Source organism: Chromobacterium sp. Panama (assembly GCF_003052555.1).
GTDB lineage: Bacteria > Pseudomonadota > Gammaproteobacteria > Burkholderiales > Chromobacteriaceae > Chromobacterium.
In genome coordinates this window covers 3514060-3533988 of the sequence record NZ_QARX01000001.1, presented here as the reverse complement: position 1 = coordinate 3533988, position 19929 = coordinate 3514060, and the positions used below count along the sequence as shown (strand labels likewise).

Here is a 19929-nt window from a genome sequence, read left to right as displayed (position 1 = left end):
CGCGGCTCTTTGTTATTCACGTCGCCAAAAACCGCCGGCTCGTCGTCGGCAGCGGCTTGCGGCTGCGGCGGATAGGCGTCCGCTTCGTTCCAATCCAGATCCCAATCCAGATCCAGTTCGGCCAGCATGGCCTGGCGTCCGGCCTGGCGCTGTCCGGAGCGGCTTTGTCCGTGGGCGCCGCCTTTTTTCATGATGGGCGCGCAAGCGTGCGGATTGCGCGGTTTGATCGTGTGCATGGAGTGCTCCTGTGCTTGGGGCCCGCTAAGCGGGCGGAAGACGGCGGCGCGGACGCCGCCGGGTAAATCAGTTGTGCACCATCAGGCTCGCCACCTTGGTGGTGATGATGTCCACCGCCGGATCATTGGCGCCGTGCGGCAGGATCACGTCGGCGAAGCGCTTGGTGGGCTCGATGAACTGGTTGTGCATCGGGCGCACCGTGGTCAGGTATTGTTCGATCACGCTGTCGGTGGTGCGGCCGCGTTCGGTGATGTCGCGCTTGAGACGACGGATGAAGCGCACGTCGGAATCGGTGTCGACGAAGATCTTCAAGGACATCATGTCGCGCAGCGCGGCGTCGTACAGCGGGAACAGGCCTTCGATGACGATGACCGGCGCCGGCTGCACGGTGATGGTTTCCTCGGCGCGGGTGTGGTTGGCGAAGTCGTAGACCGGCATTTCGATGGCGCGGCCGTTGCGCAGGTCGTCGATGTGCTCGATCAGCAGCGGCCAGTCGAAGGCTTGCGGGTGGTCGTAGTTGGTGGCCAGCCGCTGTTCGAAGGTCAGATGGCTCTGATCGCGGTAGTAATAGTCTTGAATGATCACTGCCGCCATCTCGGAGCCAATGGTTTCCAGCACTTGATTGGTCACCGTGGTTTTACCGCTGCCGCTGCCGCCTGCAACGCCGATGATGAACGGGGTGGTCATGAAACTATCCTTCTACGCGTAAAAATGATAAAAAAACGCGCCATTCTAATGAGTTATGGCGCGTCCTTCCACTCTAATTGCGACATTATCCGCTATGAAGCGCGCTGACCTTCCGCCTGGGCGGCCTCATACCACTCCCGCATCGCCGGCAAAGCCAGCAGACGATCGACGTAAGCCTGCGATTGCTCCGGCAATTTGACGTTATAAGTGTGGAAGCGGGTGGCGATGGGAGCGAAGAAGGCGTCGGCGATGCTGAAGCCGCCGAAGATGAATTCGCCGTTGGCCTGGTGGCGCGGCAGATGCTCTTCCCACAGCGAGATGATGCGGGCGATGTCGAACTCCACCGCCGGCGTGCTCTGATAATTGATGTGGCGCAGCGTCAGATTCATCGCCAGGTGTTCGCGCAGCGCGGAGAAGCCGGAGTGGATCTCGGCGACGATGGAGCGGGCGACCGCGCGCAGTCCCGCATCGTCCGGCCACAGCTTGGCGGCGGGAAAGCATTCGGCCAGGTATTCGCAGATGGCCAGCGAATCCCAGATCCGCAGCTTGCGGTCTATCAGCACCGGCACCTTGCCGGCCGGGTTGGCTGCCAGGATGCGGGCCTTGGTGTCGGACAGGTAGAGATCGATCTGCTGCTCTTCAAACGGCTCGTCCAGCATTTTCAGCACCAGCCAGGGGCGCAGGGACCAGGAGGAGTAGTTTTTATTGCCGATGATGAGGGTGAACATCAGGGAGCTCCGTTTCGAAAGAGGAGGCTGCCGGCGGGCTGTCGCAGCCTTTGTCCGATGATACCGCCATCGGCCCGTCTTTTCCTATGCGGAGACGGCGGGTTTTGGGCCCAAGACGGCAAAAAGGCCGCATCCTGCGACGCGGCCTTGCTAAAACGGGGGGCGGGGAGGCTTATTCCACCTCGTCGATCCAGGCTTGCTGGATCGCCTCCAGCACGCGTTCGCCGCCGCGGCTGTGGTCGTCGTCAAAATCCGGCAGCTCGACGACCCAGTTGTGCAGATCGACGAAGCGCACGGTCTTGGGGTCGACTTCCGGATGGGTTTCCGCCAGTTCGATGGCGATGTCCAGCACGTCGGTCCATTTCATCTTCTTGTCTCCTGAGCGGGGAACCGCTCATAAAATCCAGCGCAGCGGCTGTAGCAAGGCGCGCCGCCGCGGACAGTACATGAAGTACGGCAAGGCGGCGCAACGCGGCTACAGGGATTTTAGGGCGTGTTCCTAGTGGTGTTCGCGGGCGTGGTTGATGGTGTACCGGGGAATGTCTATCACCAAATCCTCATCGGCGACAATGGCCTGGCAGGACAGCCGGGACTGGGCTTCCAGTCCCCAGGCCTTGTCCAGCAGGTCTTCTTCCAGCTCGTCGGCTTCGTTCAGGGAGTCGCCGCCTTCGCGGACGATGCAATGGCAGGTTGTGCAGGCACAGGACATCTCGCAGGCGTGCTCGATCTCGATATCGTGATCCAGCAGGACCTGGCAGATGTTCTGGCCGGGTTCGGCGTTGTCGATGACCAGGCCTTCCGGGCAGAGGTCGGCGTGGGGCAATACGATGATTCGCGGCATGGCGGATCCTTACAAATCGGAAATGTTGTGGCCTTTGAGCGCGCGTCGGATATTGCGATCCATGCGGCGCGAGGCGAATTCTTCGGTGGCGCGGTTGAGGCGGCCGGAGGCCTCGTTGACCTCGCGCGCGATTTGAGCGGCGGCGATGGCGGCGTTCACGGCCGCCAGCGCCTCTTCCACCGCGGCGCGTTCGTCGGCGTCCAGCAGATCGCCGTCGCTGGCGAGCGCAACGCGACAGGCCTCGCTGAGGCTGGTGGCGTCGACGACGGCTTCGCGCAGCTTGCGCGCCTCGATGTCTTCATGCACATGGGTCATGGACTCGGTCAGCATGCGGCTGATTTCCTCGTCGCTCAGACCGTAGGAGGGCTTGACCTCGATGCGCGCTTCCACGCCGCTGGTCTGTTCGCGGGCGGACACTTCCAGCAGGCCGTCGGCGTCCACCTGGAAGGTGATGCGGATGCGCGCCGCGCCGGCCACCATCGGCGGGATGCCGCTCAAGGTGAACTTGGCCAGCGAACGGCAATCGGCCACCAGCTCGCGCTCGCCTTGCAGCACGTGGATGGACATCGCGGTCTGGCCGTCCTTGAAGGTGGTGAAGTCCTGAGCGCGGGCCACAGGGATGGTGCTGTTGCGCGGAATGATCTTCTCGGTCAGGCCGCCCATGGTCTCGATGCCCAGCGACAGCGGGATCACGTCCAGCAGCAGCCACTCGTCGTCGCCCTTGTTGCCGGCCAGCACATTGGCCTGGATCGCCGCGCCCAAGGCGACGACCTTGTCCGGGTCCAGATTGGTCAGCGGCTCCTGGCGGAAGAAATCGCCGACGGCTTTTTGCACCTGGGGCATGCGGGTGGCGCCGCCCACCATCACCACGCCATGGACCTCGTCCGCGGCGACGCCGGCGTCGCGCAGCGCCTTGCGCACCGGCAGCAGGGTCTTGTCCACTAGGTTCTTGGTGATGCCGCGGAAGGTGTCCTGGTCCAGCGTCAGGTTCAAGGCCTGGCCGTCGGACAGCAGCGCGGTGATCTGAGTCTCCGCGTGCTCGGTCAACGCTTCCTTGGCCTCGCGGGCGCGGGTCAGCAGCAAGCGGGTATCCTGGGCGCCTAGCCCGGACAGGCCGGCTTGTTCCAGCATCCAGCAGTAGACGCGATGGTCGAAGTCGTCGCCGCCCAGCGCGGAGTCGCCGCTGGTGGCCAGCACTTCGAACACGCCGCGGCTGAGCTTGAGAATGGATACGTCGAAGGTGCCGCCGCCCAGATCGTAGACGACGTATATGCCTTCGCTGCCGTTGTCCAGCCCGTAGGCGATGGCGGCGGCGGTGGGTTCGTTCAGCAGGCGCAGCACGTTCAGGCCGGCCAGACGCGCGGCGTCCTTGGTGGCCTGACGCTGGGCGTCGTCGAAATAGGCCGGCACGGTGATGACCGCGCCGGTCAGATCGCCGCCCAGGCTGGCTTCGGCGCGCTGTTTCAGGGTGCGCAGAATGTCGGCGGAGATTTCCACCGGGCTTTTGATGCCGCCGCGGGTCACCAGTTGCAGCATGCCGGGCGCGTCGACGAAGCGATAGGGCAGGTTGCGGACGTCCGGCAGATCGGCCAGGCCGCGGCCCATGAAGCGCTTCACCGAGACGATGGTGTTGTGCGGGTCCTTGTTCTGCTCTTTCTGGGCGTCGTAGCCCACGCTGACGCCGCCTTCTTCGGCGTAGCGCACCACCGAGGGCAGCAGGCTGCGGCCGTGCTCGTCCTTGAGCACGGCGGCGGATCCGCTGCGCACCGAGGCCACCAGGGAATTGGTGGTGCCCAGATCGATGCCGATCGCCAAGCGGTGTTGGTGAGGGGCGGCGGAGAGGCCGGGTTCGGCGATTTGCAGTAAGGCCATATTCAGTTCAAATCAGTTCGAGGTAAGCCGCCTGCTGCTGCGGAGGCGGATGGAGAGGACGGGCCGGAGCGCGATCCCCACGACGGGGAAGGGCCGGCGGCCGAGGGCTCAGTCAAGCAGCGCCTCGATGGCATCGCCGATTTCCTGGTCCAGTTTTTCCAAAAACCGCAATTTTCTCACTAGAAGCGCGGCGGCGTCCAAGTCGGCGCGCTGGTCCAGCGCCAGCTCCAGCTCAGCCTGATGCGAGCGGCTCTCGTCCCGCAACTGGCGCGACAAGGTTTCCAGGCGTTCGAGTGCGCCGCCGGCGCGGGCGTCTTCGATGTTTTCGCGCCATTCCATCTGCGCCATCAGGAAGGCGGCCGGCATCTGAGTATTGGTGTCTTCCTGGGTGTCCACGCCGGCGAGCGTCAGCAGGTAGCGGGCGCGGTTCAGCGGCGACTTCAGCGTTTGGTAGGCTTCGTTGACCCGGGTGGCCTGCATCAGCGCGCTGCGTTTTTCGGCGTCGGAGCTGCTGGCGTAGCGGTCGGGATGGACCTGGGCCGCGGCGGTGCGCCAGGCGTGCTCCAGCGCTTGGCCGTCGATGGCGAAACGGCGCGGCAGATTGAACAGGGAGAAGAAGTCTTGGCTGAAATCGGTGCTCATAGGGACGGGGCCGGAAAACCTAGCGTACAGTTGGACGACGGGCGGGCGGCGCCGAAGCGCGCCCGCCTGCCGGGGTCAGACGTTGAAGCTTTCGCCGCAGCCGCACTCGTTTTTGACGTTGGGGTTGTTGAACTGAAACCCCTCGTTCAAGCCTTCCTTGGCGTAATCCAGCTCGGTGCCGTCGAGATAGGCCAGGCTCTTGGCATCGGTGAACACGGTGACGCCATGGCTTTCAAAGGTCACGTCTTCGTCGCTGGCCGCGTCGACGAACTCCAGCTTGTAGGCCATGCCGGAGCAGCCGGAGGTCTTGACGCCCAGACGGATGCCCAAGCCCTTGCCGCGTTTGGCGATGAAGGCGCTGACGTGAGCGGCGGCGCGTTCGGAAAGGGTGATAGCCATGATGTGTCCCCGCTGATTATTTGCCGTGCTTTTGCTTGTAGTCGTTGACCGCGGCCTTGATCGCGTCTTCGGCCAGGATGGAGCAGTGAATCTTCACCGGCGGCAAGGCCAGTTCTTCGGCGATGGCGGTGTTCTTGATATCCAGCGCCTCGTCCAGCGATTTGCCCTTGACCCATTCGGTCACCAGCGAGGAGGAGGCGATGGCGGAGCCGCAGCCGTAAGTCTTGAACTTGGCGTCCTGAATCACGCCGTCCTCGCCCACCTTGATTTGCAGCTTCATCACGTCGCCACAGGCCGGCGCGCCCACCATGCCGGTGCCCACGCTGTCGTCGCCTTTTTCGAAAGAGCCCACGTTGCGCGGGTTTTCGTAGTGATCCATTACCTTGTCGCTGTATGCCATGATTGTCTCCTTCAGCGCCGCTCAGGCCTGGCCGGCTCGGCGCTGGATATTGCTGTCGCCCTTAGTGGGCGGCCCATTGAACCGAATTCAGATCCACGCCGTCTTTGAACATTTCCCACAAGGGGGACAGTTCGCGCAGCTTGCCGATCTTTTGGTTTAGCAGATTCACCGCGAAGTCGATTTCCTCCTCGGTGGTGAAGCGGCCCAGCGTGAAGCGGATCGAGCTGTGGGCCATTTCGTCGTTGCGGCCCAGCGCGCGCAGCACGTAGGACGGCTCCAGCGAAGCCGAGGTACAAGCCGAACCGCTGGATACGGCCAGCTCCTTGATCGCCATGATCAGGCTTTCGCCTTCGACGAAGTTGAAGCTGACATTGAGGTTGTGCGGCACGCGTTGGTCGATGTCGCCGTTGATGTAGACCTCTTCCATGTTCTTGATGCCGTTCCACAGGCGGTCGCGCAGCATGCGGATGCGTTCGCGCTCGCTGTCCATCTCTTCGCGGGCGATGCGGAAGGCTTCGCCCATGCCCACGATCTGGTGGGTGGCCAGGGTGCCGGAGCGGAAGCCGCGCTCATGGCCGCCGCCGTGCATCTGCGCTTCCAGGCGCACGCGCGGCTTGCGGCGCACGTACAGGGCGCCGATGCCTTTGGGGCCGTACACTTTGTGGGCGGACAGGCTGAGCAGGTCCACTTTCTGCTTTTCCATGTCGATGATCACCTTGCCCGGCGCCTGGGTGGCGTCGACGTGGAAGATCACGCCCTTGGCGCGGCAGATTTCGCCCAGCTGTTCGATGTCCTGTACCACGCCGATTTCATTGTTGACGAACATCACCGAGGCGACGATGGTGTCCGGGCGGATGGCGGCCTTGAATTCTTCAATGTCCAGCAGGCCGTTGTCCTGCACGCCCAGATAGGTCACTTCAAAGCCCTGGCGCTCCAGCTCGCGCATGGTGTCCAGCACCGCCTTGTGTTCGGTCTTGACGGTGATCAGGTGCTTGCCCTTGCTCTTGTAGAAGTGGGCGGCGCCCTTGATCGCCAGGTTGTCGGACTCGGTGGCGCCGGAGGTCCAGACGATTTCCTTGGAGTCGGCGTTGATCAGCTTGGCCACTTCAGCGCGCGCGTTCTCCACCGCTTCCTCCGCGTCCCAGCCGAAGCTGTGGCTGCGGGAGGCCGGGTTGCCGAACTTTTCGTAAAGATAGGGAATCATCTTGTCGGCAACGCGCGGGTCTACCGGCGTGGTGGCCGAGTAGTCGAGGTAGATCGGATGCTTGAGCTGGCTCATTTATATTCTCTCCACAGAAGATGGGTCCGCGCCTCACAGGGCGCCGGAGGCGGCAGAAGCGTGAACCACGCTGCATTCGCGCTTATCCTGCAATACAGTGTTTTCCTTGGTCTTTTGCTGCTCAACCAGGCTGGCGAGGCTGACCTTGGACAGGTAGTCGAAAATGGTGACGTTCAGATTGGTCCACAAATCGTGGGTCATGCAGCGCTGATTGCCGCGACAGTTCTCGCGGCCGCCGCACTGGGTGGCGTCCACCGGTTCGTCCACGGCGGTGATGATGTCGGCCACGGAGATGTCGATCGGGGTCTTGGCCAGGGTGTAGCCGCCGCCGGGGCCGCGCACGCTGTCCACCAGTTCGGCGCGCCGCAGCTTGCCGAAGAGTTGTTCCAGGTAGGAGAGCGAGATGCCTTGACGCTCGCTGATGCCGGCCAGCGTGACCGGGCCGCCGCTCTCGCGCAATGCCAGATCCAGCATCGCGGTGACGGCAAAACGCCCTTTAGTGGTTAAACGCATGTCTCTGGTCTCCAAGAGTGGGTATTTGGAGGAGGATGAATTCCTGATGCAGACGATTATACCTAATATCCGACTGTTTTAGTCAACTATTATCGGCGGAGGCAAGAGGATGCGGCTGCGCAAAGCCGATCATTTTACTCGGTTTTTAGTTCGAGGGGTAGTTTTGCCTACGGGATCCGCGGCAGGCCGCTGGCCGGAATCGGGCGTCGGCAGGGCGGCGCGAGCCGGCCGCGCAGAGGCGGGAAGGGCCGCGAGCCGCGCCGCGGCGGCGTTTGCGGTTTTATTACTTTCAGATGAAGGGCTTGGTGTAGAATCCGGCGACGGATAAGGATCGTCCGCGGACGGGCCGAAACGGGGCGGGCATTTCCGCTCGGGCGGCGCAGCGAGGACTGTCGTCGCCGCAACAAAAATCTACACTTACCCGGGTCACGGGGGGCTAAAAGGACAATTCATGCACAAGGTCGTCATTAGCGGAACCGGCTTGTTCACGCCGCCGCACGCGGTCAGCAACCAGGAACTGGTCGTGGCTTTCAATGCCTTTGTACACGCTCACAATCAGCAGCACGCGGACCGGATCGCCGCCGGAGAAATGGACGGGCTGGCCGAGTCCAGCTCCGAATTCATCGAGAAGGCCTCCGGCATCAAGCAACGTTTCCTGATGGACAAGAGCGGGGTGCTGGATCCGGCCAGAATGGCGCCGCGTTTGCCGGAGCGCGGCAACGACGAGTTGTCGGTGCAGGCGGAGATGGCGGTGGCCGCGGCGCGCCAGGCGCTGGAACGCGCCGGCCGCCGCGCCGCGGACATCGACATGGTCATCGTCGCCTGCTCCAATATGCAGCGTCCGTACCCGGCGGTGTCCATCGAAGTGCAGCAGGCGCTCGGCATCCAGGGCTACGCCTTCGATATGAACGTGGCCTGCTCGTCCGCCACCTTCGGCATTCAGACCGCGGTCAACGCCGTCGCTTGCGGCCAGGCGCGCGCGGTGCTGATGGTGAATCCGGAAATCTGTTCCGCCCATTTGAACTTCCGCGACCGCGACAGCCACTTCATCTTTGGCGACGCTTGCACCGCGGTGGTGCTGGAGCGCGCCGAGGCGGCGAGCTCGGCGCAGCGTTACGAGGTGCTGGGCAGCAAGCTGGCCACGGTGTTCTCCAATAATATCCGCAACAACTTCGGCTTCCTCAATCGTTGCGACGAGGCGGGGATAGGCCAGCCGGACAAGCTTTTCGTGCAGCAAGGCCGCAAGGTGTTCAAGGAAGTCTGCCCGATGGTGGGCGATCACATCGCCGCGCATCTGGAAGGCCTGGGCATCGCGCCGGCCGAGGTGGAGCGCTTCTGGCTGCACCAGGCCAATCTGGCGATGAACCAGCTGATCTCCCGGCGCGTGCTGGGCCGCGAGGCCGGCGATCAAGAGGCGCCGGTGATTCTGGACCGTTACGCCAACACCAGTTCCGCCGGCTCCGTGATTGCATTCCATCTGCATTCGGATGACCTGCGGAGCGGGGATGTCGGCGTCATTTCATCTTTTGGCGCGGGCTATTCGGTGGGCAGCGTTGTGCTGAGGAAAATCTGATAAGCCGGAAAAAATAGTCCTAGCGCGAAGGGCCCTTGGCAGAAAAAAGCAGAGGACGCTTGTCAAAAGCGTCCTCTCTGCATAATGTATCCCCCCATGGCGGGCTTGGATCCCGCTGACAAGAAAGACCGATGAGTCTGTACAAGGGAAAGGAAATAAAGATGCAAACTGTCAAGAAAGCGCTGTTGGCAGCCGGCCTGATCGCCGGGACCGCGATGGCCGCCCAGGCCGCCGGCACCCTGGTGTACTGCTCCGAAGGCAGCCCGGCGGGTTTCGACCCTGGTCAATACACTACCGGCACCGATTTCGACGCTTCCGCCGAAACCGTGTTCAACCGCCTGGTGCAGTTCCAACGCGGCGGCACCAAGGTGGTGCCGGCGCTGGCAGAGAAATGGGATGTGGCCGCCGACGGCCTGAGCTACACCTTCCATCTGCGCAAGGGCGTGAAGTTCCAGACCACCGACTACTTCAAGCCGACCCGCGAATTCAACGCCGACGATGTGGTGTTCACCTTCAGCCGCATGGTCGACAAGAACCATCCGTTCCGCAAAGCCTATCCGACCGAATTCCCGTATTTCACCGATATGGGTTTGGACACCAATATCGTCAAGGTCGAGAAAATTGACGCCAACACCGTCAAGTTCACTCTGAAGAGCCTGGACGCGGCCTTCCTGCAGAACCTGGCGATGAGCTTCGCCTCGGTGCAGTCCGCCGAGTACGCGGACAAGCTGCTCAAGGCCGGCAAGCCGCAGCTGATCAATCAGCAGCCGGTGGGCACCGGCCCGTTCATCTTCAAGCGTTACCAGAAAGATGCGCAGATCCGCTTCGCCGCCAACAAGGAATACTGGAACAAGGCCGACGGCCCGAAAGTGGACAATCTGGTGTTCGCCATCACCACCGACGCTTCCGTGCGCTACCAGAAGCTGAAAGCCGGCGAGTGCCAGATCACCGTCAACCCGCGTCCGACCGATCTGGCCGCGATGAAGGCCGATTCCAAGCTGTCGGTGACCGCGCAGCCGGGCTTCAACCTGGGCTACCTGGCTTACAACGTCAAGCACAAGCCGCTGGAAAAGCTGGAAGTGCGTCAGGCGCTGGACATGGCGATCAATAAGAAAGCCATCATCGACGCGGTGTACCAGGGCGCCGGCCAGCCGGCCACCAATCCGATGCCGCCGACCCAGTGGTCCTACAACAAGAGCCTGAAAGACGCGCCTTACGATGTGGCCAAGGCCAAGGCGCTGCTGGCCAAGGCCGGCTACCCCAACGGCTTTGAATTGAGCTTGTGGGCGATGCCGGTACAGCGTCCGTACAACCCCAACGCCAAACTGATGGCGGAAATGGTGCAGTCGGACTGGGCCAAGATCGGCGTCAAGGCCAAGATCACTTCCTACGAATGGGGCGAGTACATCAAGCGCGCCAAGGCCGGCGAGCATGACACGATGTTGATCGGCTGGACCGGCGACAACGGCGATCCGGACAACTGGCTGGGCGTGCTGTTCGGCTGCGACGCGATGAACGGCAACAACTTCTCCAAGTGGTGCTACAAGCCGTTTGAAGACCTGATCCAGAAGGGCAAGCGCACCGCCAACGTAGCCGAGCGCACCAAGCTGTACATGAAGGCTCAGGAAATCGTCAAACAGCAAGTGCCGATGACCACCATCGCCCACTCCACCGTCAATCAGCCGATGCTGAAATCGGTGCAGGGCTTCAAGGTCAGCCCCTTCGGCCTGAACTCCTTCTACGGCGTCAGCGTCAAGTAAGCCTGAAATAATAAAAACACGGCGACATCGGGGGCCTGGCCCCCGATGTTTTGGCTAAGTTCGGCGAATGGCGCTGCTGATGCCGGCCTGTCCGCGTTGCGGCCGGGACCGACGCTGAAGCGGAGCGCTATTGGCCACTACAAGCCTTGGGTTTCCAGTCGCACGCAGAGGCGGCGGGCCCGATGGCGGCGGAACGTCTACTGGGTGGTTTTCAGAGGGTAGTCAGTCACAGCGTGGAGAGGCTGTGCGTCCGGCTTGACCTGGGTCAAGCTCGTCTGCGGCGAGGGGTGCTATCTTGCACTTGCCGTGGCGGTGGCGCAGCTGATGTGGGTGGGTGGTTCAGTTGCATGCCATCGCTTCGGCGCTCTTCTTGCTGTTTTCCTTGCTTCTTCTCCGTCCGATTCCGGTAACGTCTCCCCAAAACGCAATAGAGCCGTCGTTCGCCGTTTGCCATGCAAGGCGTCGTCGCTCTGGGTCTCATTTGAGTATTGCGCCCAGTCGCCCAGCGGGGCCGGCGCAAGGGAGAAGTCCTCATGTTTTCCTTTATTCTGCGAAGGTTGGGTTTATTGGTGCCAACCTTCTTCGGCATCACGCTGCTGACCTTCGGCCTGATCCGCATGATTCCGGGCGATCCGGTGGAGGTGATGGTGGGCGAGCGCGCGCTCGATCCGCAAATGCACGCCGAAGCCTTGCATCGCCTGGGTCTGGACAAGCCGCTGTACGCTCAGTATTTCGACTACGTGGTCAATCTGCTGCATGGCGACCTGGGCGAGTCCCTGGTGACCAAGACCGGGGTGTGGACCGAATTCAAAACCCTGTTCCCCGCCACGCTGGAATTGGCGATCTCCGCCTTGATCTTCGCCACCGTGCTGGGTCTGCTGGCCGGCGTCATCGCCGCCATCAAGCGCGGCTCGCTGTTCGACCACGGCGTGATGGGCATCTCGCTGACCGGCTTCTCCATGCCCATCTTCTGGTGGGGCCTGATCCTGATCATGTTCTTCTCGGTCAAGCTGGGCTGGACCCCGGTGTCCGGCCGCGTCGACCTGACCTTCGACATCGCGCCGCATACCGGCTTCATGCTGATCGACTCCTGGATGGCGGAGGTCGCGGATCCGGAAGTGAACGCCGGCGCCTTCAAGAACGCTTTGATGCACCTGATTCTGCCCGCCATCGTGCTGGGCACCATTCCGCTGGCGGTGATCGCGCGGATGACGCGCTCGTCGATGCTGGAAGTGCTGCGCGAAGACTATGTGCGCACCGCGCGCGCCAAGGGCCTGTCGCCGGCGCGAGTGATCTTCATCCACACCCTGCGCAACGCGCTGATCCCGGTGTTGACCGTGATCGGCCTGCAGGTGGGCACGCTGATGGGCGGCGCGGTGCTGACCGAAACCATCTTCTCCTGGCCGGGCATAGGCAAATGGCTGATCGACGCCATCAGCCGCCGCGATTATCCGGTGGTGCAGAACGGCATCCTGATGGTGGCGACGCTGGTGATCGTCACCAACTTCATCGTCGACATCCTGTACGGCATCGCCAATCCGCGCATCCGTCACGCCAAGTAACAGCCAGTAGGTGGACTTATGACTCAGACTACGCAAGTCAACGCCGGGCCGGACCTGGCGCTGGCCTATCCCTCGCCGCTGAAGGAGTTCTGGCAGGGCTTTTCCCACAACAAGGGCGCGGTGGCCGGCCTGATCTTCATGCTGATCGTCACCTCCTGTGCGCTGTTGGCGCCGCTGGTGGCGCCCTACAGCCCCATCGAGCAGTACCGCGATCATTTGCTGACCCCGCCGGCCTGGGTGGACGGCGGTTCGGCGCAGTTCCTGTTCGGCACCGACGAATTGGGGCGCGACATCCTGTCGCGGCTGATTCACGGCGCGCGGCTGTCGCTGTTCATCGGCCTGTGCTCGGTGCTGATGGCCTTGCTGCCGGGCGTGGTGCTCGGCCTGTTGGCCGCCTTCTTTCCCAAGGCCCTCGGCGGCGCGATCATGCGGCTGATGGACATCATGATGGCCTTGCCCTCGCTGTTGCTGGCGGTGGCCATCATGGCCATTCTCGGACCGGGGCTGATGAACGCGATGATCGCCATCGCCACCGTGTCCTTGCCCGCCTATGTGCGCCTGACCCGCGCGTCGGCGATGACCGAGCTGAACCGCGACTACGTCACCGCCTCGCGCGTGGCCGGCGCGGGCCTGCCGCGGCTGATGTTCGTCACCGTGCTGCCCAACTGCATGGCGCCCTTGATCGTGCACGCGACCATGAGCTTTTCCTCGGCCATTCTGGAGATCGCCGCGCTGGGCTTCCTCGGCCTGGGCGTGCAGCCGCCCACCCCGGAGTGGGGCACCATGCTGGCCTCGGCCCGCGATTACATTGAAAGCGCCTGGTGGGTGGTGACGCTGCCCGGCCTGACCATTTTGCTGTCGGTGCTCGCCATCAACTTGATGGGCGACGGCCTGCGCGACGCGCTGGACCCGAAACTGAAGCGCGCCGCTTGAGGGGATGGACATGAGTTTGTTGCAAATCAAGAACCTCTCGGTGGAGTTTGGTTCGGAAAAAAATCCCTTCCGCGCGGTGGAAGGGCTGGACCTAGAGGTCAATCAGGGCGAGATCGTCGGCATCGTCGGCGAATCCGGCTCCGGCAAGTCGGTGACCATGATGGCGATGATGGGGCTGTTGGAAGGCCAGGGTCGCATCGTGGCGGACGAACTGAGCTTCGACGGCAAGAACCTGCTGACCATTTCCTCGCGCGAGCGCCGCAAGATCGTCGGCAAGGACATCGCGATGATCTTCCAGGACCCGATGACCTCGCTGAACCCCAGCTACACCGTCGGTTACCAGATCATGGAAGTGCTGAAGCTGCATCAGGGCCTGCGCGGAGCCGCGCTGAAGCGGCGTGCGCTGGAACTGATGGAACTGGTGGAGATTCCGGCGCCGGCCTCGCGGCTCAACGCCTATCCGCACCAGCTGTCCGGCGGCATGAGCCAGCGCGTGGTGATCGCGATGGCCATCGCCTGTAATCCCAAGCTCTTGATCGCCGACGAGCCGACCACGGCGCTGGACGTGACCATTCAGGCGCAGATCATGGAGTTGCTGGTCAGTCTGCAGAAAAGCCAGAACATGGCGCTGATCATGATCACTCACGATCTGGCGGTGGTGGCCGAGGTGGCCCACCGGCTGGCGGTGATGTACGCCGGCCAGGTGGCGGAGATGGGCGCGGTGCCCGGCGTGTTCAACCACCCGACCCACCCGTACACCGAGGCGCTGCTGTCGTCGATTCCGGAGCACAGCAAAGGCGCGCATCGGCTGAACACCTTGCCCGGCATCGTGCCGGGGCAGTACGACCGTCCCAGCGGCTGCCTGTTGTCGCCGCGTTGCCCCTATGTCAAGGACAACTGCCGGACCCAGCGTCCGGGGCTGACCCCGGTGGAAGGCGGCGCTGTGCGCTGCCACTACCCGTTGCTGGACAAGGAGGCGAAATGAGCACCGTATTGCAAGCGCGGGATCTGACCCGCTATTACGACGTGTCCCAGGGCTTCCTCAAGCCCTCGGCGCAGGTCAGGGCGCTCAACGGCGTCTCCTTCGAACTGCAGGCCGGCAAGACGCTGGCGGTGGTGGGCGAATCCGGCTGCGGCAAGAGCACGCTGGCCCGGCAACTGACGCTGATCGAAGCGCCGACCTCCGGTTCTTTGCTGCTGGACGGCAAGGACGCGGCCCAGGCCGGCAAGGCCGACTTGAAAGCCATGCGCACCAAGGTGCAGATGGTGTTCCAAAACCCGTACGCGTCCTTGAATCCGCGTCAGAAAATCGGCAGCCAGCTGGCCGAGCCGCTGCTGATCAACACCTCGCTGAACGCCAAGGAGCGCGAAGACAAGGTGCGCGGCATGATGCAGCGGGTCGGTCTGCGGCCGGAGCACTTCTTCCGCTATCCGCACATGTTCTCCGGCGGCCAGCGTCAGCGCATCGCCATCGCGCGCGCAATGATGCTGAACCCCAAGATCGTGGTGGCGGACGAGCCCACCTCGGCGCTGGACGTGTCCATCCAGGCCCAGGTGCTCAATCTGTTCATGGATCTGCAGGACGAGTTCAAGACCGCCTATGTGTTCATCTCCCACAATCTGTCGGTGGTTGAGCATGTGGCCGACGACCTGATGGTGATGTACCTGGGGCGCGCGGTGGAGGTGGGGGAAAAGAACCGCGTTTACGAACGGCCGCTGCACCCCTATACCCAGGCCTTGTTGTCGGCGACGCCGTCCATCCATCCTGAGCAGCGCCGCATCAAGATCAAGATCGAAGGCGAACTGCCCAGCCCCTTGAAGCCGCCGTCGGGCTGCGCCTTCCACAAGCGCTGCCCGCACGCGAACCAGCGTTGCGGGGAAGAGGTGCCGGAATTGCGCGAGCTGGATCAGCGCATGATCGCCTGCCATCGCGCCGAAGACATCAACGTCTGAGCGCGTATTGTCCTATCGTCAGCGGGGCCGCCATGCGCGGCCCGCTTTTTTTTGGCCGCGCTTTGTCGATAATGAGGAAAATGGACAGATTCTGCTGCGGATAGTCCAGCTGGAAGCGAAACATTTTGCGCAATGCACAAAAATTGCTTTACCCGCCCCCAACGACCACGATACATTCGCCATGGCACACACAGTCAAAGGAAAACGAGAATTGAAGCGAGCCGTGTACGCGGGCAGCTTCGACCCGGTGACCAACGGTCACCTATGGATGATTCGCGAAGCGGTGGAACTGTTTGACGAATTGATCGTAGCGGTCGGAGTGAACCCGGAAAAACACTGTACCTTCAGTGTCGAGGAACGAGTGGCTTTGCTGCGCGCTGTCACCGGCGGTTTCAGCAAGTTGCGGGTGGATGTGTTCGAGAACCAGTTCCTGGTCAATTACGCGCAAAGCATAGGCGCCAACTACATCATCCGCGGCATCCGCACCGCCAGCGACTATGAGTACGAGCGCACCATGCGCTACATCAACTCCGATTTGCACCCGGACATCACCACCATCTTCCTGCTGCCGCCGCGCGAATACGCCGAGGTGTCATCGACGATGGTCAAAGGCCTGGTGGGGCCGCGCGGCTGGGAAAGCGTGATTCGCCAATATCTGCCGGAGCCGGTCTACCGCAAGCTGATCGAGATGTATTCGTCCGAATAGCCGCGGCTGTAATAGAATTGGATATCCGTTCACGCGCCGCCTGCAGTCAGCGGCGCGTTTGTTTTGTGTTTTGCCCATCGCCCATATCGAGGACTCATGCTGGACGTCAGCCCATTCGCCAATCGCCTGGCCAAGAATTTCAAGCACCACGCCAAATGGGCGCGCCGCCAGGGGCTGGACGCCTGGCGCGTTTACGACAAGGACGTGCCGCAGTTCCCGTTCGCGGTGGACCTGTACGGCGAGCGCGTCCATCTGCAGGAGTACGACACCGGTTGGGAGATGGAGGACGAGGCCTATCGCGACTGGATCAACGCGGTGGTGGACAGCCTGTGCGCGGTCACCGGCCTTGCGCCCGGCGCGGTGACGCTGAAGAACCGCCGCCGTCAAAAGGGCGTCAGCCAGTACGAGAAAGTGGGACAGTCGGGCGACGACTTCATCATCGATGAGTTCGGCCAGCGTTTCATCGTCAATCTGGACGCCTACCTGGACACCGGCCTGTTCCTGGACCACCGCAACACCCGCAAGCGGGTGAGGGAAGAGGCCGCCGGCAAGCGTTTCCTCAATCTGTTCGCCTATACCGGCAGCTTCACCGTCTATGCCGGCTGCGGCGGGGCGATCAGTTCCGAAACCGTGGACATGTCCAATACCTATCAGGATTGGTCGCGCCGCAATTTCGAGCTCAACGGCCTGGATCTGGCCCGGCATCAGCTGGTCAGGGCCGACGTGTTCCAGTATCTGGAAGAGGCGGTGGACGGCGGCAAGCAGTTCGACCTGATCGTGATGGACCCACCCACCTTCTCCAACTCCAAGAAAATGCGCGACATCCTGGACGTGCAGCGCGATCACGTCTGGCTGATCGACTACGCGATGGCGCTGCTGGCGCCGGGCGGCACCTTGTACTTCTCCAATAATCTGCGCAGTTTCAAGCTGGACGAGAGACTGGCCGAGGATTACGTCATCCGCGACATCAGCGCGCAATCGGTGCCGGAAGACTTCCGCAACCGAGCCATCCATCAGTGCTGGCAGATACGCCGCGACTAGCGGTTTGAGTCTTCTATATAAGGTTCCGGTTAATTAGAGGCCGAACTTTATCGCTGGGTTTCCTATCGTATTGCATGGCGCGACAACATTCCGACAGCTGCTAGTCTGAATCATGCGCGCCTTCGCTCATCACAATAAGGAGACTCGATGATTCAACTCGATTTCTACGGCACCCTGGTGGCCGCGTCGCTGGTTTTGCTGCTCGGGCGCAAACTGGTGGCGCATGTCGGCGCGCTGCGCACCTACAACATCCCCGAGCCGGTGGTCGGCGGCTTGCTGATCGCCGCCTTGCTGCTGCTGTTCCGCCAAGTCACCGGCAGCGAAGTCCGCTTCGACGCTTCGCTGCAAACCCCGCTGATGCTGGCCTTCTTCGCTTCCATCGGCCTCAACGCCAATTTGAAAAGCCTGAAACAGGGCGGCAAGACCGTCGGCGTCTTCCTGGCCGTGGTGGTCGGCCTGCTGCTGGTGCAGAACACCTTGGGCATCGCCTTGGCCAGCCTGCTGGGCCTGGACCCGCTGATGGGCTTGCTGGCCGGCTCCATCACCTTGTCAGGCGGTCACGGCACCGGCGCCGCCTGGGGCGGCACCTTCGCCTCCAAATACGGATTGGCCTCTGCGTCGGAACTGGCGCTGGCCTGCGCCACCTTCGGCCTGGTGCTGGGCGGCCTGATCGGCGGCCCGGTGGCGCGCTTCCTGGTCAAGAAAGTCAAAACCCCGGGCGCCGAGCACAATGCCGACGATCCGCCGCTGGCCTTCGAACAACCGGACGCCCAGCGTCTGATCACGCCGCACTCCTTCATCGAGACCCTGGCGCTGATCGCCGTCTGCTTGCTGGGCGGCACCTTTCTCGGCGGCCTGCTCAAAGGCACGCCGCTGGAACTGCCCACCTTCGTCTGCGTATTGTTCGTCGGCGTGCTGATCAGCAACGGCTTGGCGGCTTTGGGTTGGTATCAGATCTTCGAGCGCGAAGTGTCGGTGCTCGGCAATGTCAGCCTGTCGCTGTTTCTGGCCCTGGCGCTGATGTCGCTGCGCTTGTGGGATTTGGCGGCGTTGGCGCTGCCCATCTTCGTGCTGCTGCTGGCGCAAACCGCGGCGATGGCGATGTACGCGATCTTCGTCACCTTCCGGGTGATGGGCCGCAATTACGACGCGGCGGTGCTGGCCGCCGGCCATTGCGGCTTCGGCCTGGGCGCCACCCCCACCGCCATCGCCAATATGCAGGCGGTGACCGAGCGCTTCGGCCCTTCGCATCTGGCCTTTCTGGTGGTGCCCATGGTGGGCGCCTTCTTCATCGACATCGTCAACGCCATCGTAATCAAGCTCTACCTGGCGCTGCCCTTCATCGGCTAAGCCTTGCGGCAGCGGAGGCTATCGTCCGGATTGATAAATTCAACCAGGCGATAGCCTTGCAATGCCGTGGCCGCGTACCTATCTTTGCTGCAACAGCTCGCCGCTGGCGGGCGCTTCAGACAACGAAAGACATCCCCATGGCTTACATCAATCTCAACGCCGACAACTTCAACACCCATATGAAAGAGGAAGGCCTGGTCATCCTCGACTTCTGGGCGCCGTGGTGCGGTCCGTGCAAAATGTTCGGCCCCACTTTCGAAGCCGCGTCGGAAAAACACGCCGACATCGTGTTCGGCAAGATCAATACCGAAGACGAACGCGACCTGGCCGCTCACTTCAATATCCGCTCCATTCCGACGCTGATCGCCATCAAGGACGGCATCATGGTGTTCAACCAGGCCGGCGCGATGATGGCGGCGCAATTCGAACAACTGATTCAGGGGCTGCGCGAACTGGACATGGACAAGGTGCGGGCCGACATCGCCAGCCAGCAGGAATGACAGCTGGCGCCGACGCGCGGCGCTCAGGACAATAGATAAGGCAATGCTTCAGGCATTGCCTTATTATTTTGTCTGCCATCTATATAGGTATGGCGCAGCGAGGAGACGCGAATGAAACGATGGGGCGCAATGCTGATTTTTTGCAGTCAGGCGGTGATGGCGGCTTGCCCGGCTTTATTGAACTACACGGTGCCGGGTCTGATGGGCGGTCAGATCAATCTATGCCAGTACGCGGACCGGCCGCTGCTGGTGGTCAATACCGCGAGCCACTGCGGCTTCACGCCGCAGTTCAAGCAACTGCAATCGCTGTATCAGACCTATGGACAGCGGGGGCTGATGGTGGTCGGCTTTCCCAGCAATGATTTCTTTCAGGAACTGGAGAGCGATAAGGAGATCGGCGCCTTCTGCGAAGCCAATTACGGCGTGACCTTCCCGATGGCCGGAAAAGGGCATGTGCGCGGCGCCGATGCGCAGCCGTTCTTCAAAGCCTTGATCAAGGCCACCGACGACGCTCCGGTATGGAACTTCCACAAATACCTGATCCTGCCCGGCGCCAGCAAGGTGGTCAGCATAGGCACGCGCACCAAGCCGGACGATCCGGAAGTCGTCAACGCCTTCCTGCCTTATCTGAAGCCGGCGGAGAGCGTGAAAAACTAGAAGATTTGCGCGCATCCCGCAACGGGCCGGCGAAGCGCCGGCCCGTTTTTCATGGTTCGGCGGGGTCGGGAGGGGGTGTTGGCAAATACCCCTTTCGGATATTGCTTGTTGCATCAAGGGTTTGCCCTGTGAGGGCCGCTTTTGTTGAGGTTTTTCTCGCAAAAGGTGTTGACGGGTTTAGGGGGCTGACGTATAGTTCGCCTCCTCAGCAGACAACGCAGCGACGGAAACGAAACGCAGCGACCTGCACCGATCTTTAACAGAACGAATAACCGATAGGTGTAAGTGCTCGGTCG

At 62.3% G+C, this 19929-nt stretch carries 22 protein-coding genes; 11 read left to right on the top strand and 11 right to left on the bottom strand.

Annotated elements, in window-relative coordinates:
* From DB032_RS16000 to iscR, 11 genes are all read right to left on the bottom strand, one after another.
* Positions 1–236: hypothetical protein (locus DB032_RS16000; protein WP_158274324.1), on the bottom strand; the 236-nt coding region annotated here is incomplete at its 3' end.
* 67 nt (positions 237–303) lie between these two features.
* Complete coding sequence (udk, locus tag DB032_RS15995) at positions 304–924, bottom strand: uridine kinase (RefSeq protein ID WP_048413454.1); 621 nt, start codon at positions 922–924, stop codon at positions 304–306.
* A gap of 92 nt (positions 925–1016) precedes the next feature.
* The gene (locus DB032_RS15990) at positions 1017–1652 is read right to left on the bottom strand and encodes a glutathione S-transferase family protein (protein ID WP_107800352.1); all 636 of its coding nucleotides are present in this window, start codon (positions 1650–1652) and stop codon (positions 1017–1019) included.
* Between the two features lie 172 nt (positions 1653–1824).
* Positions 1825–2019 carry a Fe-S cluster assembly protein IscX gene (iscX, locus tag DB032_RS15985; protein ID WP_107800351.1) on the bottom strand — a complete coding sequence of 65 codons (195 nt, stop codon included), beginning with the start codon at positions 2017–2019 and terminating at the stop codon, positions 1825–1827.
* Positions 2020–2151: 132 nt separating this feature from the next.
* Complete coding sequence (gene fdx, locus DB032_RS15980) at positions 2152–2493, bottom strand: ISC system 2Fe-2S type ferredoxin (RefSeq protein WP_107800350.1); 342 nt, start codon at positions 2491–2493, stop codon at positions 2152–2154.
* Between the two features lie 9 nt (positions 2494–2502).
* Positions 2503–4365 (bottom strand): Fe-S protein assembly chaperone HscA, encoded by a 1863-nt coding sequence (gene hscA, locus DB032_RS15975; protein WP_107800349.1) that lies wholly within the window; start codon positions 4363–4365, stop codon positions 2503–2505.
* 108 nt (positions 4366–4473) lie between these two features.
* On the bottom strand, positions 4474–5007 hold the full coding sequence (gene hscB / locus DB032_RS15970; RefSeq protein ID WP_107800348.1) for a Fe-S protein assembly co-chaperone HscB: 534 nt from the start codon (positions 5005–5007) through the stop codon (positions 4474–4476).
* A gap of 75 nt (positions 5008–5082) precedes the next feature.
* Complete coding sequence (gene iscA, locus DB032_RS15965) at positions 5083–5406, bottom strand: iron-sulfur cluster assembly protein IscA (protein ID WP_107800347.1); 324 nt, start codon at positions 5404–5406, stop codon at positions 5083–5085.
* Positions 5407–5422: 16 nt separating this feature from the next.
* A complete protein-coding gene (gene iscU / locus DB032_RS15960) occupies positions 5423–5806 on the bottom strand; it encodes a Fe-S cluster assembly scaffold IscU (RefSeq protein WP_048411946.1) in 384 nt (127 codons plus the stop codon).
* Between the two features lie 61 nt (positions 5807–5867).
* A complete protein-coding gene (locus tag DB032_RS15955; protein ID WP_107800346.1) occupies positions 5868–7085 on the bottom strand; it encodes an IscS subfamily cysteine desulfurase in 1218 nt (405 codons plus the stop codon).
* Positions 7086–7118: 33 nt separating this feature from the next.
* The gene (iscR, locus tag DB032_RS15950; RefSeq protein ID WP_107800345.1) at positions 7119–7598 is read right to left on the bottom strand and encodes a Fe-S cluster assembly transcriptional regulator IscR; all 480 of its coding nucleotides are present in this window, start codon (positions 7596–7598) and stop codon (positions 7119–7121) included.
* Between the two features lie 451 nt (positions 7599–8049).
* Here iscR and DB032_RS15945 point away from each other — a divergent pair, with 451 nt between their 5' ends.
* From DB032_RS15945 to DB032_RS15895, 11 genes are all read left to right on the top strand, one after another.
* Positions 8050–9171 carry a beta-ketoacyl-ACP synthase III gene (locus tag DB032_RS15945; protein WP_107800344.1) on the top strand — a complete coding sequence of 374 codons (1122 nt, stop codon included), beginning with the start codon at positions 8050–8052 and terminating at the stop codon, positions 9169–9171.
* 161 nt (positions 9172–9332) lie between these two features.
* Positions 9333–10931 (top strand): ABC transporter substrate-binding protein, encoded by a 1599-nt coding sequence (locus DB032_RS15940; protein ID WP_107800343.1) that lies wholly within the window; start codon positions 9333–9335, stop codon positions 10929–10931.
* 533 nt (positions 10932–11464) lie between these two features.
* On the top strand, positions 11465–12493 hold the full coding sequence (locus DB032_RS15935; RefSeq protein ID WP_107800342.1) for an ABC transporter permease subunit: 1029 nt from the start codon (positions 11465–11467) through the stop codon (positions 12491–12493).
* Between the two features lie 18 nt (positions 12494–12511).
* Positions 12512–13426 carry an ABC transporter permease subunit gene (locus DB032_RS15930; RefSeq protein WP_107800341.1) on the top strand — a complete coding sequence of 305 codons (915 nt, stop codon included), beginning with the start codon at positions 12512–12514 and terminating at the stop codon, positions 13424–13426.
* Positions 13427–13436: 10 nt separating this feature from the next.
* Positions 13437–14411: an ABC transporter ATP-binding protein gene (locus DB032_RS15925; protein ID WP_107801933.1), complete on the top strand. Its 975-nt coding sequence runs from the start codon at positions 13437–13439 to the stop codon at positions 14409–14411.
* Positions 14408–15379 (top strand): peptide ABC transporter ATP-binding protein, encoded by a 972-nt coding sequence (locus DB032_RS15920; RefSeq protein WP_107800340.1) that lies wholly within the window; start codon positions 14408–14410, stop codon positions 15377–15379. Before DB032_RS15925 ends, DB032_RS15920 begins: the two co-directional genes overlap by 4 nt.
* Positions 15380–15560: 181 nt before the next feature.
* Entirely contained in the window at positions 15561–16085 is a 525-nt protein-coding gene (gene coaD / locus DB032_RS15915; RefSeq protein WP_107800339.1) for a pantetheine-phosphate adenylyltransferase, read from the top strand.
* Between the two features lie 96 nt (positions 16086–16181).
* Positions 16182–17126 carry a class I SAM-dependent methyltransferase gene (locus DB032_RS15910; protein ID WP_107800338.1) on the top strand — a complete coding sequence of 315 codons (945 nt, stop codon included), beginning with the start codon at positions 16182–16184 and terminating at the stop codon, positions 17124–17126.
* Between the two features lie 147 nt (positions 17127–17273).
* Positions 17274–18476 carry a sodium/glutamate symporter gene (gene gltS / locus DB032_RS15905; RefSeq protein WP_107800337.1) on the top strand — a complete coding sequence of 401 codons (1203 nt, stop codon included), beginning with the start codon at positions 17274–17276 and terminating at the stop codon, positions 18474–18476.
* 137 nt (positions 18477–18613) lie between these two features.
* Complete coding sequence (gene trxA, locus DB032_RS15900) at positions 18614–18976, top strand: thioredoxin (RefSeq protein ID WP_107800336.1); 363 nt, start codon at positions 18614–18616, stop codon at positions 18974–18976.
* 111 nt (positions 18977–19087) lie between these two features.
* The gene (locus tag DB032_RS15895; protein ID WP_107800335.1) at positions 19088–19633 is read left to right on the top strand and encodes a glutathione peroxidase; all 546 of its coding nucleotides are present in this window, start codon (positions 19088–19090) and stop codon (positions 19631–19633) included.
* The last annotated feature ends 296 nt before the right edge of the window (positions 19634–19929 follow it).